This window comes from Burkholderia sp. BCC0419 (assembly GCF_902830285.1).
In the GTDB taxonomy this organism is placed as follows: Bacteria; Pseudomonadota; Gammaproteobacteria; order Burkholderiales; family Burkholderiaceae; genus Burkholderia.
Genome location: NZ_CADESR010000001.1, coordinates 54,129 through 67,566, shown reverse-complemented (window position 1 = coordinate 67,566; position 13,438 = coordinate 54,129). Strand labels below are relative to the sequence as shown.

The following is a 13,438-nucleotide window of genomic DNA, read 5'->3' as shown; positions in this document are numbered from 1 at the left end:
AGGCCATTACGGCCGTTTGCGACATCGTGTCTTGCGGTATGGCATCGCCGTTTTTACGCGCTCGATATATTCATTATAATATATCGCCATCTGCCTATCCGGATAAACGTCATGCCCCGCCCGTCGACGGATCGCGCCCCGCTGCCCAGCGCTCGAGAACAGCCGTTCGCGCGCAAGATCAGTGCGCTCAAGCCGCTGTCGAGCGACGCGCGCGCGCAGCAGGTCACCGATGTCGTCGACGCGTTCCGCCGCCTGCGCGGCAGCGTCGCGCGTTTCATCCGGATGTTCTCGGCCGCGCACGCCGAAGCCATGCCGTACGACGCGCTGTCGGCCATGAGCTTTCGTGAACTCCTGTCGGTGCTCGAACACGAAGCCCGCACCGCCCGCTTCACGCGGCTGCCCGAACTCGAACGCGCGATCGGCCACGCGCGCCGCCTCGAACGCACGCGCGACGACGTGTTTTCCGACGCGTTCAGCAACGACCCGGCGGCGATGCACCGCGCGGTCATCGCGCTGGAGCACGTCGACGTGCTGTTCGTCGGGTTGTGCGTCGAATCGGTGATGGCGCGTCATGCGCCGGCATTGCACCCTGTTCCGCCCACGACACCTGCCGCCCTGCCTCAAACGGGCCGTTCGACGGCGCCGTGCTGACCGCGCGATCCCGCGTTGTCCGGCATGCCCCCGGCATTTCCGTCGTTATATTCCGTGGTATATTTCGCTCCATCTTTCGCGCATCCGTCTCCGGCTCGATCGTGCCGGATAGAGGTCAACATGCACGCTCCGCCCTTTCGCCTGGCCCGCACGGCGGATCTCTCGTCGTCCGGCGGCCATTCGCCCGCGGCAACCGGCGCGCGGATCGACGCCTGCTGCGCGCCGTCCCGCGCGCAACAGGTCGAGCTGAAGCGCCGCGCTCGCCTGTCCGAACTCGATGCGAACCTGCACTGCTCGATCATCGGCACCTGCCTGACCACGCATGAACTGCGCAAGCTCGTGCCGAAATTCGCCGATGTCGACCGCCAGCGCGCGACCGATCTGGAGATTCATCACGCGGCCGTCGAGCTCGCGATCGGCGGCACGGCCGGCGCCAAGGCGTTGCACAAGACACTCGACGAGCGTTATGCCGGAGCGATCCGCGCGTTCGACGGCGCGAAAGACGCGGACGCACTCCTCGCGCGCTGGAAGGACGCGCTCGCGAGCGGCGACATTCCGCCCGCATACTGGGCGCTGATGACGCATCCGCGGGCGACGATGGCCGTGCGTCAGGCCGCGTTCGGCGATCTGCACATGCTGTCGCACCTGGTCGGCGCGGCCAATCGCGCCGATATCCGGCGGCTGGTCGCGCTCGAACAAGAGAATGCGGAACTCCACGCGAAGATCGAGCGGCAGCAGGCACGCCTGCACGAGATGAGCATGCAGCGCGACGCGGCGCTGCAGGAACGGGATGCGCTCCACGCGCACCGGAACGCGCAACCGCCGGCGGACGAAAGCCTGCTGCGCGACGAAATACACGCGCTGCGCGAAGCGCTGGCTGCGCGCGACGAACGGCTCGCGCTGCACACGAGCCGCCGCGAGGCGGCCGAGCAGCGGATCGCCGCGGAACAGGCGAGCGCCCGCGCGATGCGCGCGCGGCTCGACGACCTGATGGCGATGGTGAAGACGCTGCGCGCCGAGGCAAGCGCACTCGAACAGGCGGTGCAGGCGTCAACGGACGACCCGGCCGGACATGCAGCGAATTCGCTGTCGATGCTGCGGGGCACGCGCGTTGTCTATGTCGGCGGGCGGCCCGGCTCGAATCGCACGATCCGGCGGATCGTCGAAACGGCGGGCGGCGAAGTGACGCTGCACGATGGCGGCATCGAGGATCGCAAGGGCCTGCTGGCCGCAGCGCTGCCGGGCGCGCAGATGGTCGTGTTTCCGGTCGACTGCATCGACCACGATTCGATGAACCTGCTCAAGCGCATCTGCGAACGACACCACGTCGCGTACTACCCGCTGCGGACCGCCAGCGTGGCCAGCTTCGTCGAACTGATCGGGCGGCTCGACGCGCAGGCGCGCGACGTCATCGTGCCGGATACCGCCGCGGGCGACACGTCGTCACGCTTCTGCCTGCGGCACGGGTAAGCCTGCACGAGGATTGATGCACCCTGCCCTTCAGCGGCGCACCATTTTCGTGAGCGCGGCGATCTCGTCCGCGCAAGCCGCATACGCCTGTTCCTCGATCCCGCGATAAAGGCGGATGATTTTCTCGCCGACCGGCGTCAGCACGCTGCCGCCGCCGCTCTGCCCGCCATGCTCGGACACCGTCGCCGGCGATTTCAGCGAACGGTTCAGTTCGTCCATCAGCAGCCACGCACGCCGGTACGACATGTTCAGGCTGCGCGCCGCCGCCGAAATCGACCCATGCTCGCGCACCGCTTCGAGCAGCGCGACCTTGCCCGGGCCGAGCGCGATCGTGTCGGCCTGCTGGATACGCATCCTGAACCGCACCTCAGGCTTGGGGTGTGCCGAAGTCTTCATGTTGTCCGCCGTTAGATCGATGCGGGCAAGCATACACGATGGCCGACGCGGCGAACGCCGGCAGCACACCAGCCGCGCCCAGATCTCGAGCACGCGCGCGACGATGCCCGCCAGCCGCTTCACGTGACGCGGCGCGGGCAGCAGGTCGGCGCCCGAGAACGACCCTACTTCTGCAGCGATTCGATCAACGACGTGCCGCTGCTCGACTACGTCACGCATCCGGTCGCGACCCATCCCGACTCGAAGCTTTCCCGATTGGCCGGCGCGCGTGGCCGGCCTGTCATGAAGTTGTTCTGATTCGGGCGATACTCTCTGCTGTCCATTTTCATGTCTGGAGGGGAAATGAAATACAGCGCACGCAGCATTCATTCCGATCATTCAGGAATCCGACTCGATTCGGATCGTCAACAAGCCGTACCGCCTTGCCATGCGGGAAGCCGTATTCCGCACTGGCGCGGCGTTTTCATGATCGCGCTCCTGTGCACGCTGGCCGGTTGCGGCGACGGCGACTCGAGCCCGGCGGGCAACGTCGCCGCCGCGCGGGCATCGGCACCGGCCTCGACGTCCGCACCGGTCGTGCATTGCGCGACCGCGTGCCACTGACCGACGCACGCCCCATCCGTCATCCACGACAGAGAGCGATCATGCAAAACAAACCCACGACACGACGTCAGTTCCTCGCCGATGCGCTGAAACTCGCGGGCGCCACCGCGGTGACCGGCATGCTGCCCGAAAGCATCCTGCGCGCGCAGTCGATCCCGGCGGCGAGCGTCACCGGCACCCTCCAGGACGTCAAGCACGTCGTCATCCTGATGCAGGAAAACCGGTCGTTCGACCACTATCTCGGCACGCTGCGCGGCGCGCGCGGCTTCGGCGACCCGCGGCCGGTCGTGATTTCCAGCGGCTATCCGGTGTGGCGCCAGCCGGCGCCGTTGTCCTACGTGTTTCCGTTCAACCCGTCGCCGCCCGTTTCCGGCGTCGCGAACGGCGACACGTACTATGGCGATCTCGATCACAGCTGGAGCGGCACGCACAGCGCATGGAACAACGGCCGCTACGACAACTGGGTCGCGGCGAAGAGCAGCGGCACGATGTACTACTTCACGCAGAACGACATTCCGTTCTATTACGCGCTGGCGAGCGCGTTCACCGTGTGCGACGCGTACCACTGCTCGATGCTCGGCCCGACGGACCCGAACCGCCTGTATCTGTGGACCGGCTGCTGCGGCAACGTCGCCGGCTATTCGCCCTACACGACCAACACGATGACCGGCACCGGCTGGACCACGATGCCGGAACGCCTGAACACGGCCGGCGTCACGTGGAAGTTCTACCAGGACAAGGGCAACGGGCTCGATGCCGGCCACGGCTACGGCGAATACAACGGCTCGAAGCGCGATCTCTGGTGGAACGGCAACTACGGCGACAACGTCATCCTGAACTTCAGGCAGTACCAGAACCTCGGCGCCAACGATCCGCTCGCGCCGGCGCTCAACGGCACGCAGATCGATCCGACCGGCGGCGGCAAGGAATACGACACGGCCCTCTTCAGCCAGTTGCGGACCGACGTCGCGAACGGCACGCTGCCGCAGGTGTCGTGGATCGCCGCGCCTTACGCCTATTGCGAGCATCCGTCGTGGGCCGCGAGCGGCGGCGAATGGTACGTGAGCAACGTGCTCAATGCGCTGACGTCGAATCCGGCCGTGTGGGCCAGCACCGTGCTGCTCGTGATGTACGACGAGAACGACGGCCTGTTCGATCACGTGCCGCCGGCCGTTCCGGCGAGCGCCGCCGCCGGCACCGGCCGCTCGACGGTCTCGACCGCCGCTGAATTCGTCGCCAGCGGCGGTGCCGCATCGGATGGCTCGGCGGGCGGCGACGCGCCGATCGGGCTCGGCCCGCGCGTGCCGATGTTCGTGATCTCGCCGTGGTCGAAGGGCGGCAAGGTCAATTCGCAGGTGTTCGACCACACGTCGGTGATCCGCTTCCTGGAAGCGCGCTTCGGGTTGCAGGAAACCAACATCACGCCGTGGCGACGTGCCGTGTGCGGCGATCTGACGTCGGCATTCGATTTCGCGAATGCGGACCAGACGATTCCCGCGATCCCGGCCGCGACCAGCAACATGGACCCGAACGGTTCGACGGTCCTGATTCCCCCGGCCACCACCACGGCGGTGCCGGCACAGACCACCGGCCGCAACACCGCGTGCCGGCTGCCGTACGAGTTCTTCGTCCAGGGCAAAGTCAACCGCTCGGGCAAGACGCTCGGGTTGACGATGACGAACACGGGTGCGGCCGCCGTGCACCTGCAAGCGTGGATCGACGGCACGAGCACCACGCCGCGGCAATACACGATCGGCGCCGGCACGGGCACGTGTCTCACGGATGCGCTCGCGCTGAATTCGGGCGGCGGCTACGACTACTCGATCTACGGCCCGAACGGCTTCCTGCAGACGTTCCGCGGCAACATCGGCGCGTCGGGCAACGCGGGGTCGACGGCCGAAGTCAGCCTCTGCTACGACGTGCAGAACGGCAACGTGCAGATCACGCTGGACAATACCGCCGGCGCGAGCGCGACGACGTTCCAGCTCGTCGACAACGCCTACGGGATGAACCGCGCGCAGTCGGTCAGCGTACCGGCCGGCGCGACGCGGACCATCACGTGGTACGGCGACGCCGGCTGGTACGACGCGAGCATCCGCGACGCGAACGACCCGACTTTCCTGCGCCGTATCGCCGGCTGCGTCCAGGTGCAATCGGGCACGTTGCTGACGGATTCGGCGATCGCCAATACGAACGGCAAGTTCGTCGCGGCGCTTTCGTCGCAGGGCGCGTCGTACGGCACGCTGCGGTTCGACTACGTCGTGCCGCCGTGGCGTCACAGCCCGAAGAACTGGGTCGGCATCTATCCGCGCGGCGCGCAGCCAACCAAGGGCGGCTACAAGTCGTGGGCGTACCTGCCCAAGAGCACCGGCTCGCTGCTGTTCTCGTCGACCGCGAACGGCACGCTCGCATCGGGCCAGTACGATGCGTGGTATCTGTTCGACGACGGCTACACGCCGCTCGCCGGCCCTGTTGCGATCAGTCTCTGAGGTCGCGGCCATCCATCCCGGCCGGCGCGCGAGCATGATGCGCGCGGCCGGTCCGTGCCGGCTCCACGCGCGGCGAATTGCGCAGGTGCAGTGAACGAAGCAAGGACAAGAACGCGATTCGGCGCGCATCATCGCGCCGACGATCGCATCACGGACACCACCCCGCCATCCCGCCGAAGACAGGACACCGACCTATGGACCGAGCCGAACACATCAGCATCGAACCGGCGATCGCGCTTGCCGCCGACGAACTGGACGGATGCGATTTCTCGTTCGACATCGCGTGGGAATTGAACGCGCCGTATCAGGACTTGCTCGATCTTCGCGCGCTGCCGGTGCGACGCAAGGACTACGGCTTCGATCCGGCCGGCCGGGCGAGCCAGGTGTCGGGCCGAACGGCGCTCTTTCGCGCGACGGCCGGCGAACGGCTCGCCGGATTCGTCGCGATCGAGGAAAGCTGGAACGGCATGGCCGAGATCGCGGAGCTGGCCGTCGACCGCCACTGCCGGCGCCAGGGTATCGGGCAGTTCCTGCTGGCGGCCGCGGAAGCGTGGGCGCGCAGCCACGGGTTCGGCTTCATGCGGCTCGAAACGCAGGCGAACAACGTCGCGGCGTGCTCGACGTATGCGCGTGCGGGCTTCGCGCTCGGCGGCCACGACCGCTTCCTGTACGCCGATGGCGAGAACGCCGGGGAAGTCGCGCTGTTCTGGTACAAGGACCTGCGCGACGGTCAGACCGCACGAAGCCGCACGGTCGACCCGGCATCGGTGCCGCCGGTGCGCTGACGCACCGCCATCCGTCGCATCAATGCCGCGTCATTGCCGCGTTACTTGCGCGTCGCCACGATGAACAGGCGTGGAAACGGCAGCAGCACCGTGCCGTCGTTCTGCACCGGATAACCGTTCGGGCCGGCCAGCGCGTCGCGATAGCGCGCGAGGAACGCGCGCTGTTCGGACGCGTCGAGCGCCGCGAGGAACGGCCGCAGCGCGCTGCCCTTGAACCATTCGACGACCGCGTCCGCGCCGCCGTGCAGCGGGTGGTAATAGGTCGTGCGCCACACGTCCACACGCGAACACAACGGCGCGAGCAGCGCATGGTAATAGCGCGCATCGAACCGCTCGGTGCGCGCCGCGCCTTTCAGCTTGTCGGCCCACGGCCCGGCCGCGGCGACTTCGCGCATCAGCCGGTGCGCGGGTTCGTCGAGGTTGTCGGGCATCTGCACCGCGAGATGGCCGCCCGGCGCGAGGCGGCCGACGAGCATCGGGAACAGCGTGTCGTGCCCGGGCACCCATTGCAGCACCGCATTCGACAGGATCAGGTCATAGCCGCCCGGATCGTCCCATGTGCTGACATCGGCAAGGTCGAAACGCAGCGCCGGCAGGCGCTTGCGCGCGGCCGCGATCATGTCCGCCGACGCATCGATCCCGTGGATCGTTGCGTCCGGTGCGCGCGCGATCAGCGCTTCCGTCGAATTGCCGGGCCCGCAGCCGATATCGATCGCGGTATGGATCGGCGTATTCGGCACCGCGGCCAGCAGGTCGCGCACCGGCCGCGTGCGTTCGTCCTCGAATTGCACGTACTGGGTCGCGTATTGATCGAGCGGGGTCGTCACGATAGGTCTCCTTGTCGGCATGAGCGGCTGCGGCGCGTCCGGGCACGGGATGCAATCGGCCGTCGATTCAGCGCATTCTGCGACTGCCGCCGACCTTAAGTAAAATGAATTTAATATCGTGATTGATTCAAGATTCTGATGAAGATCGATACGCTCGGTGTCCAGGCTTTCGTCGCGATCGCCGACGGCGGCAGCTTCAGGCAGGCAGCCGATACGCTGCACGTCACGCAAACGGCGATCACGCAGCGGCTGCGCAAGCTCGAAGCGTATCTCGGCGTCGCGCTGGTCGAGCGTACGACGCGCCGCACCACGCTGACCGAGATCGGCCGACGTTTCCTGCCGCAGGCGCGCCGGCTGCTGAACGAACTGTCCGATGCGCTGACCGAAATCCGCGAGACGGGCCTGAGCCAGCGCGGCGACGTCACGATCGCGTGCGTGCCGACGGTCGGCGTGCAGTACCTGCCGCGCATCCTGCGCGCGTTCTCCGGGCACCGGCCGCACGATCGCGTGAAGATTCTCGATCACGCGTCGGCGTCGGTGCTGCAGGCCGTGTTGCGGCGCGAGGCGGAATTCGGCATCAGCATCGCCGGCGACCAGCACCCGGAACTCGTCAGCGTGCCGCTCACGCACGACCCTTACGTACTCGTGTGCCGCGACGATCATCCGCTCGCGAAGCGGCGACGCATCCGCTGGGCCGCGCTGCAGCCGCATCCGCTGATCTTCGCCGGCGAAGTGAGCGGCAATCGCGGGCTGCTCGACGGCGCGCTGAAGACGAGCGGCGTATCGCTGCATTCGTTCTACGAGGTGCAGCGCAGCTCGACGGCGCTCGGGCTCGTCGCGGAAGGGCTCGGCGCGGCCGTCGTGCCGAAGCTCGCGATCCAGAAGAATGCGTATCCGATGATCCGCACGATCGAGCTCGTCGAGCCGTCGGTGTCGCGCGCGCTCGTGCTCGTCACGCGCAGGAACGCGCAACTGTCGCCCGCCGCGCGGGCGCTGTACGACATGATCGTCGAGCGTGCGGCGCCCGGGCGGTGATGCGAGAGCGATACGGGGCGACCGGCGTGTCACGAGATGTCAGGACGCTGCCCGTTGCCGCTCACAGCACCTTGACCATGAACACGCGCGCCGCGCCTTCCGGCTCGCACGGCACTTCGCCGAACGGCTCGTAACCGTGCTTCCGGTAGAAGTCCGGCGCCTGGAACGAGATCGTGTACAGCACCGCACGCGCGCAACCGCGCCGCTTCGCTTCCGCTTCGGCCTCGCGCAGCAGCCGGCTGCCGAAGCCGCCGCCGCGCAGCGATTCGGGCAGATAGAACAGGTCGATGAAGAACAGGCCGAGCGACGTCCGGCCGGTGAGGCCGCCCAAGACCTCGCCGGTCGCGGGATCGGTCACGTAGACGTCGAGCGCGGCCGCATCGGCGCGCCCCGTCATCGCATGGTTGAATTCGCCGAGCTTGCGGCTGATGAAGTCGCGGGCAGCCGGCTGCTCGGTGTCGGTCAGTTGAAGGGTGACGTCGGGATGGGCTGTCATCGAAGCGAACGTGTACGTGAAAAGACCGCCGGGTATGCGGCACCTGCCGCGGGCGTCGCACGACTATAGCGCGTCAGGCCACAACGATCACAGCGAACTGATCGCGCCACCTCGCGTTCAGTTCCTTCCCGCGCCGGTACACGTCGATCCCGCGTCCCGCGCGAACAGCCGGCGTTTCACTCGAACGAAACGCCGGCGTGACATCCAAACGACGCGAACGGAACGCGCGTCAGTTATACCCGAGAATCGCCACCGCCGCGACTTCCGGCCGATCGAGCGTATTCCCGACGAGCGACGTCATCGGTTCCTGCAGCACGGCCTGATACGACGTCACGCGCGCCGCTTCAGGCGCACCGGCATCGTCCTGTGCCGGCTCGTCGAACGCGGCATCGAAACCGCTGTAAAAACCCGCTTGATTCTGCGAAAAAGTCATCTCCACTCCTTTCCTTGATTATGTTTTTGATGGTCTAACCGACTTGCTTCAACGCTGCTACCTGCACGGGCGCGCCGCCATGCGCCGCCTCGGACCGCGCCAGCTGCGCACGCGTGCGCCGCGTGATGTGGATCACCGCGAACACGACCGGCGCGATCAGCAGCCCTTCCGCCAGTTCGGGATCGACCGGCAGGTTCATCACGTGCAGCGCCTTGAACGCCGCCGTCGCAAGCGACAGCACGTAGTACGAAATGGCGGCCACCGACAGCCCTTCGACCGCATGCTGCAAATGAAGCTGGTTGCGCGCGGTGCGCTCCATGCCGGCCAGCAGCCGCGTGACGTCCTTTTCCTGCGCGAGATTCACGCGGGTGCGCAGCAGGTCGACCGCGCGCGCGATCCGCGCGGCGATCTGCTCGTGGCGTGCCCACACGCTGCGGCACGTTTCCATCGCCGGCGCGAAGCGCCGCTCCATGAATTCGGCGATCGTCGGCATCCCTTCGATACGCTCCTCGCGCAACTCTTGAATACGCGCCAGTACGAGCTTTTCGTACGCACGCGACGCGCTGAAGCGCGCCCCCGATCCCGACAACGATTCGACCCGCACCGCGAGATGCGTGAGCCTGACGAGCAGCGCCGCGTCGTCGCCGTCGGCGCCGCTCGCGTCCATCCGCTGCATCAACGCATGCAGCGCCGCGTGGATCTCGTCGAGCTCGCGGCTCATCCGGCGTGCGACCGGCAGCGCAAGCAGCGCCATCATCCGGTACGTCTCGATTTCATACAGACGCTGCAACAGGCGGCCGCCCTGCTCCTCGCGGAAATCCTCGTCGACGACGAGAAAGCGCATGAAGCCGTCGTCGCGCACATGCCAGTCGCAGAACACCTTGCCGCCGCCGAGCACGCGGCTGCCGACGAGCGCCGGCCCGTCGATCCAGCGCCGCAAGTCGCCGCACACGAGCCGCGCGGCGTCGCCCGACAGCAGCTCCATCCGCACCGCGACGAAGCGGATGCCGGCCAGCCGCGCGAACCACGCGGCCGGAATGCCGTCGATCGCGAGATCGTCGAAATAGCCGGTGTCGCGACGCGGCGCGACGAACGTGAAGGTCGAGAATTCGGTGTGGCGCTCCCACTTCAGGTGCCAGCCGCACGGCGACTGCACCGCGTAGTGCGTCGCGCCTTCGTGCGGCGCGTCGATGCCCGTATCGCGGCACAGCGCGTGCAGCAGCGTTTCGTGAATGTCGGGCTGGCCGTCCGCATAGATCGCGTAGTGCGTGAGCGACACTGCTTCGGCAAACCGCAGGAACGGCCGGGCATGCAATTCCGCGGCCAGTGCGGCGCGCAACGGATGGTCCATCATCGATTCACCACGCTTTCCTGTTCAGCCCTGCACGCCGGATCGTCCGGCCCGACCGCCGCGCCACCCGTGGGTGAAACGCCAGCGTGATCGCACTATGGCAGACACACAGCCACAATAAAAACGCATAATGCTGATCGTTACGTTCAGTTTTCCTGATACCCATGAAGATGCTCGATCACGACGTGCTGGCCACCGTCGTCGCCGTCGCGGAAACCGGCAACATGACCCGCGCGGCCGAGGCCGTGAACCGCTCGCAATCGGCGGTGAGCATGCAGATCAAGAGCCTGGAGGACGCGATCGGCCGGCCGCTGTTCGTGCGCAAGCCGCGCAGCATCGTGCTGACGCGCGAGGGCGAGGTGCTGCTGGGATTCGCCAGACGGATGCTGGCGCTGCGCGACGAGGCATGGGCGGCCGTGGTACGGCCGGAGGTGACCGGCAAGGTCGTGATCGGCGTGCCAGACGACTATGCGTCGTCACTGCTGCCGTCGGTGCTGAAGAAATTCTCCGCGACCTACCCGAAGGTCGAGATCCAGGTGATGGGGCTGCCGAGCAGTGCGCTCGCGCCGCTGATCAAGGAGGGCACCGTCGATCTCGTGTGCGGGACGCGTATCAAGGGGCTGTCGGGCGATTTCATCCGCCACGAGCCGATGGCGTGGGCCGCGATGACGAACGGGCCGCGCGTCTGGGAGGAACGGCCGCTGCCGATCGCGGTGTTCATGCCGGGCAGCGTCGCGCGCGAGAACGCGATCCGCAGCCTCGAACGCGCGAAAGTGCCGTACCGCACGTCGTATGAAAGCCCGAGCCTGCTCGGGCTGCTCAGCATGGTCGAAGCCGGCCTCGCGGTCGCGCCGCTCGCCCGCTGCGCGATTCCCGCGCAACTGTCGATGCTCGGCCGCTCGCATGGGCTGCCCGACCTGCCGCCGCTCGAGCTGATCCTCGCGCGCAGCACCAAGTCGAAACGGCCGCCGTGCGACTTCCTCGCGGAACAATTGATGGAAGACCTGCAACGGCAGACCGGGCAGACCGGCGACGCGTGAACCACGCGGCGCCCGCTCGCCGCGGCGTCACCCATGGCCGGTCGGGCCATGCCCGGCCGCGCCCAACGCCGCATTGACGATGCCGGCCACCGTATCGACGAGCGCTTCCAGCGTGTCACCGTGCACGTGTCGCCCTGCCGGCGGAACGTGCTCGCTGCGCCGGCCGCCCCACTGCGAACCGGCCGTGACCGACAGCGTCGCGCTGAACCGCTGGCCGTGCCGTCGGCCGAAGATGCCGACGCGCCGCTCGGCGACGTAAGCCTGTTCGGGAAGAAACAATCTGATTTCGACCGCCACTTGATCCGGGTCGGCTGCACACGCATCCGCATCGAACGCCGGCGCGAATACTTTGACGATGCGGAACGCCACGTGGGAATCCCACGCGGCGAGCGGCCCGCCGACCGCATCGACGCGTTCGGCGTCGACCGACCACTGATGGCGATCGGGCACGCGAATCGCCTGGCGCAACAGTACGTCCGCCGCGCGAACCGTCACCATCAACTGCCGGGCAAGCTGCCTGCCCGACGGCAACGCCGCGGCATGCGCGCGACGGGCAGCCGGGCGCGCAATACGCACTTCTTCCGTAAGGTACATGGGCCCTCCCTGTTCTGGGGGTAGCGCCGCGTTCGACGCAGCGCACAAACGGCCACCTTCGCCGGCCGGCGGACAGCACGGCGGGCGGCGAATCGGCAGCGGACTAACGGAGCAATCGCCGTTCCCGGCTCAGCGGGCGGCGGGCGGAACGCGCAACCGGCGCGCAATTGGCCCGATCACCGCGTCGACTTGCTGCGCGATCAGCGTGTGCAGCGTGAAATCCAGGTCTTCAGGCGCGATGTCGAAATGCACGTGGATCACGTTGCGCACGGCGCGCGCGCTGACGACATACACACCGAGCGGGGAATGCAGCAACGCGGCAAGGCGCGCGTGGGCCGCATCGGCGGAGTCCGCCGTCAGCGTGACGGGCAGTTGCAGGCGCGGGCGCGACGGCGGGAACGGCACGACGTTGCCGGGTGCGTCGGCACGCAGCCGGCGGCCGGCGACATCGAATGCGGGAAAGGGATGAATGAAGGTCATGGCGCAGACGGAAGCCGTCTCGGCTGTTCGACACGTCCCCAGCTTAGAAGAGGCCGTATCAACGCCGTGCAAAAAAACGGGTCAGTCGTGCAAAAAACGGCATGCGGACGCCGGGATCGCGCCCCGCTTGCGACGTCGCCTGCGTCGCGGGCGCCGCGTTACGCGAACGCGTCGAGCGACGCACGCCGCCGCTCGTCGACCATCGATTCGATCAGCGAGACGAGATCGTCGGTCAGCGGATCGCAGATGCCAGGCGAGCGATGCAGTTCGAGATCGGCGGCCGGCAGCTGTTTTACGAACCGGTCAGCCGCGTGGCACTGCTGACGTTCGACTGGGCGTAAGGCGCGCAGGACGGGCCATCACTTCGACGCCCGATCAGCCGTTTGGCGGACTCGGCCCGCCGGGTTCGCGGCGATATGCTGGGCGCTTTCCACACTGCCGGTCCTCCGCTCGCCTGCACCATCGCAACGAAAAGTCTTCGACGTGGGGCCGATCGACCGATCGAAGAGCACGCTGAGCGTCATCTCGATAGCCGACGCCGAAGCGCGTTGTCGCCGGGAAACGCTCCTGCACTTCGGGTTGGATCCAGACCTGTAACGCGTCGCAACCACGGGCAGCCTCCTACCGCCACCTCACTGCCTGTCCCTGCAACCATTGGCTCGGCAACGTGCGCTACCGACATGGGCCGCCGCAACGGCGAAGGCCGCACGCGCGCCCCGTCAACCATGACAGGTCGACAACCGGTGATCCGCCGATACACTGTGCGCCATCCCGACGGCCGCGATCGA

General features: G+C 67.4%; 15 protein-coding genes and 1 pseudogene. 9 read left to right on the top strand and 7 right to left on the bottom strand.

What is annotated here, in order from left to right; translation table 11 throughout:
* Positions 1–111 precede the first annotated feature (111 nt).
* Positions 112–651: a hypothetical protein gene (locus tag HWW87_RS00285; RefSeq protein ID WP_175818777.1), complete on the top strand. Its 540-nt coding sequence runs from the start codon at positions 112–114 to the stop codon at positions 649–651.
* A 120-nt stretch (positions 652–771) separates the two neighbouring features.
* Complete coding sequence (locus HWW87_RS00280) at positions 772–2,121, top strand: DUF2325 domain-containing protein (protein WP_175818776.1); 1,350 nt, start codon at positions 772–774, stop codon at positions 2,119–2,121.
* Between the two features lie 30 nt (positions 2,122–2,151).
* Here the strand turns inward: HWW87_RS00280 and HWW87_RS00275 are convergent, their stop codons facing one another.
* Complete coding sequence (locus HWW87_RS00275; RefSeq protein WP_244107097.1) at positions 2,152–2,550, bottom strand: winged helix-turn-helix domain-containing protein; 399 nt, start codon at positions 2,548–2,550, stop codon at positions 2,152–2,154.
* A gap of 123 nt (positions 2,551–2,673) precedes the next feature.
* Between HWW87_RS00275 and HWW87_RS37045 the strand changes: the two are divergent.
* The 4 genes and pseudogenes from HWW87_RS37045 to HWW87_RS00260 all read left to right on the top strand — a co-directional run.
* A pseudogene (locus HWW87_RS37045) lies at positions 2,674–2,814 on the top strand (HAD-IB family hydrolase); the annotation flags it as partial.
* A gap of 168 nt (positions 2,815–2,982) precedes the next feature.
* Positions 2,983–3,120 (top strand): hypothetical protein, encoded by a 138-nt coding sequence (locus HWW87_RS37040; RefSeq protein WP_244107096.1) that lies wholly within the window; start codon positions 2,983–2,985, stop codon positions 3,118–3,120.
* Between the two features lie 41 nt (positions 3,121–3,161).
* The gene (locus HWW87_RS00265; protein ID WP_175818774.1) at positions 3,162–5,609 is read left to right on the top strand and encodes a phospholipase C, phosphocholine-specific; all 2,448 of its coding nucleotides are present in this window, start codon (positions 3,162–3,164) and stop codon (positions 5,607–5,609) included.
* A 194-nt stretch (positions 5,610–5,803) separates the two neighbouring features.
* Positions 5,804–6,394 carry a GNAT family N-acetyltransferase gene (locus tag HWW87_RS00260; RefSeq protein WP_175818773.1) on the top strand — a complete coding sequence of 197 codons (591 nt, stop codon included), beginning with the start codon at positions 5,804–5,806 and terminating at the stop codon, positions 6,392–6,394.
* Positions 6,395–6,435: 41 nt separating this feature from the next.
* On the opposite strand, the gene tam is transcribed toward HWW87_RS00260, so the two are convergent.
* On the bottom strand, positions 6,436–7,221 hold the full coding sequence (gene tam, locus HWW87_RS00255) for a trans-aconitate 2-methyltransferase (protein ID WP_175818772.1): 786 nt from the start codon (positions 7,219–7,221) through the stop codon (positions 6,436–6,438).
* Positions 7,222–7,359: 138 nt separating this feature from the next.
* On the opposite strand from tam, the gene HWW87_RS00250 reads away from it, so the two are divergent.
* A complete protein-coding gene (locus HWW87_RS00250; RefSeq protein ID WP_175818771.1) occupies positions 7,360–8,256 on the top strand; it encodes a LysR family transcriptional regulator in 897 nt (298 codons plus the stop codon).
* 61 nt (positions 8,257–8,317) lie between these two features.
* On the opposite strand, the gene HWW87_RS00245 is transcribed toward HWW87_RS00250, so the two are convergent.
* From HWW87_RS00245 to HWW87_RS00235, 3 genes are all read right to left on the bottom strand, one after another.
* Positions 8,318–8,752, bottom strand: coding sequence for a GNAT family N-acetyltransferase (locus HWW87_RS00245; protein ID WP_175818770.1), 435 nt, complete (start codon positions 8,750–8,752; stop codon positions 8,318–8,320).
* 229 nt (positions 8,753–8,981) lie between these two features.
* Positions 8,982–9,185, bottom strand: a complete 204-nt coding sequence (locus HWW87_RS00240) for a hypothetical protein (protein ID WP_175818769.1) — start codon at positions 9,183–9,185, stop codon at positions 8,982–8,984.
* Positions 9,186–9,219: 34 nt separating this feature from the next.
* Positions 9,220–10,539 carry a DUF3422 domain-containing protein gene (locus HWW87_RS00235; protein WP_175818768.1) on the bottom strand — a complete coding sequence of 440 codons (1,320 nt, stop codon included), beginning with the start codon at positions 10,537–10,539 and terminating at the stop codon, positions 9,220–9,222.
* Between the two features lie 161 nt (positions 10,540–10,700).
* Between HWW87_RS00235 and HWW87_RS00230 the strand changes: the two genes are divergently transcribed.
* Positions 10,701–11,576, top strand: a complete 876-nt coding sequence (locus tag HWW87_RS00230) for a LysR family transcriptional regulator (RefSeq protein ID WP_006485479.1) — start codon at positions 10,701–10,703, stop codon at positions 11,574–11,576.
* Positions 11,577–11,603: 27 nt separating this feature from the next.
* Here HWW87_RS00230 and HWW87_RS00225 read toward each other — a convergent pair whose 3' ends face one another.
* Together HWW87_RS00225 and HWW87_RS00220 are read right to left on the bottom strand one after the other, a co-directional pair.
* Complete coding sequence (locus HWW87_RS00225; protein WP_175818767.1) at positions 11,604–12,170, bottom strand: hypothetical protein; 567 nt, start codon at positions 12,168–12,170, stop codon at positions 11,604–11,606.
* Between the two features lie 129 nt (positions 12,171–12,299).
* Positions 12,300–12,650, bottom strand: a complete 351-nt coding sequence (locus HWW87_RS00220; RefSeq protein WP_175818766.1) for a hypothetical protein — start codon at positions 12,648–12,650, stop codon at positions 12,300–12,302.
* A 101-nt stretch (positions 12,651–12,751) separates the two neighbouring features.
* Here HWW87_RS00220 and HWW87_RS00215 point away from each other — a divergent pair, with 101 nt between their 5' ends.
* Positions 12,752–12,991 (top strand): hypothetical protein, encoded by a 240-nt coding sequence (locus HWW87_RS00215; RefSeq protein WP_175818765.1) that lies wholly within the window; start codon positions 12,752–12,754, stop codon positions 12,989–12,991.
* The last annotated feature ends 447 nt before the right edge of the window (positions 12,992–13,438 follow it).

Excerpts from the sequence above, each read along its gene's own strand:
- HWW87_RS00250 (WP_175818771.1), top strand. The coding sequence starts at position 7,360 with ATGAAGATCGATACGCTCGGTGTCCAGGCTTTCGTCGCGATCGCCGAC.
- HWW87_RS00245 (WP_175818770.1), bottom strand. The coding sequence starts at position 8,752 with ATGACAGCCCATCCCGACGTCACCCTTCAACTGACCGACACCGAGCAG.
- HWW87_RS00280 (WP_175818776.1), top strand. The coding sequence starts at position 772 with ATGCACGCTCCGCCCTTTCGCCTGGCCCGCACGGCGGATCTCTCGTCG.
- HWW87_RS00265 (WP_175818774.1), top strand. The coding sequence starts at position 3,162 with ATGCAAAACAAACCCACGACACGACGTCAGTTCCTCGCCGATGCGCTG.
- HWW87_RS00215 (WP_175818765.1), top strand. The coding sequence starts at position 12,752 with ATGCGGACGCCGGGATCGCGCCCCGCTTGCGACGTCGCCTGCGTCGCG.
- HWW87_RS00225 (WP_175818767.1), bottom strand. The coding sequence starts at position 12,170 with ATGTACCTTACGGAAGAAGTGCGTATTGCGCGCCCGGCTGCCCGTCGC.
- HWW87_RS00275 (WP_244107097.1), bottom strand. The coding sequence starts at position 2,550 with ATGCTTGCCCGCATCGATCTAACGGCGGACAACATGAAGACTTCGGCA.
- HWW87_RS00220 (WP_175818766.1), bottom strand. The coding sequence starts at position 12,650 with ATGACCTTCATTCATCCCTTTCCCGCATTCGATGTCGCCGGCCGCCGG.
- HWW87_RS00235 (WP_175818768.1), bottom strand. The coding sequence starts at position 10,539 with ATGATGGACCATCCGTTGCGCGCCGCACTGGCCGCGGAATTGCATGCC.
- HWW87_RS00285 (WP_175818777.1), top strand. The coding sequence starts at position 112 with ATGCCCCGCCCGTCGACGGATCGCGCCCCGCTGCCCAGCGCTCGAGAA.
- HWW87_RS00260 (WP_175818773.1), top strand. The coding sequence starts at position 5,804 with ATGGACCGAGCCGAACACATCAGCATCGAACCGGCGATCGCGCTTGCC.
- HWW87_RS00240 (WP_175818769.1), bottom strand. The coding sequence starts at position 9,185 with ATGACTTTTTCGCAGAATCAAGCGGGTTTTTACAGCGGTTTCGATGCC.
- HWW87_RS00230 (WP_006485479.1), top strand. The coding sequence starts at position 10,701 with ATGAAGATGCTCGATCACGACGTGCTGGCCACCGTCGTCGCCGTCGCG.
- HWW87_RS37040 (WP_244107096.1), top strand. The coding sequence starts at position 2,983 with ATGATCGCGCTCCTGTGCACGCTGGCCGGTTGCGGCGACGGCGACTCG.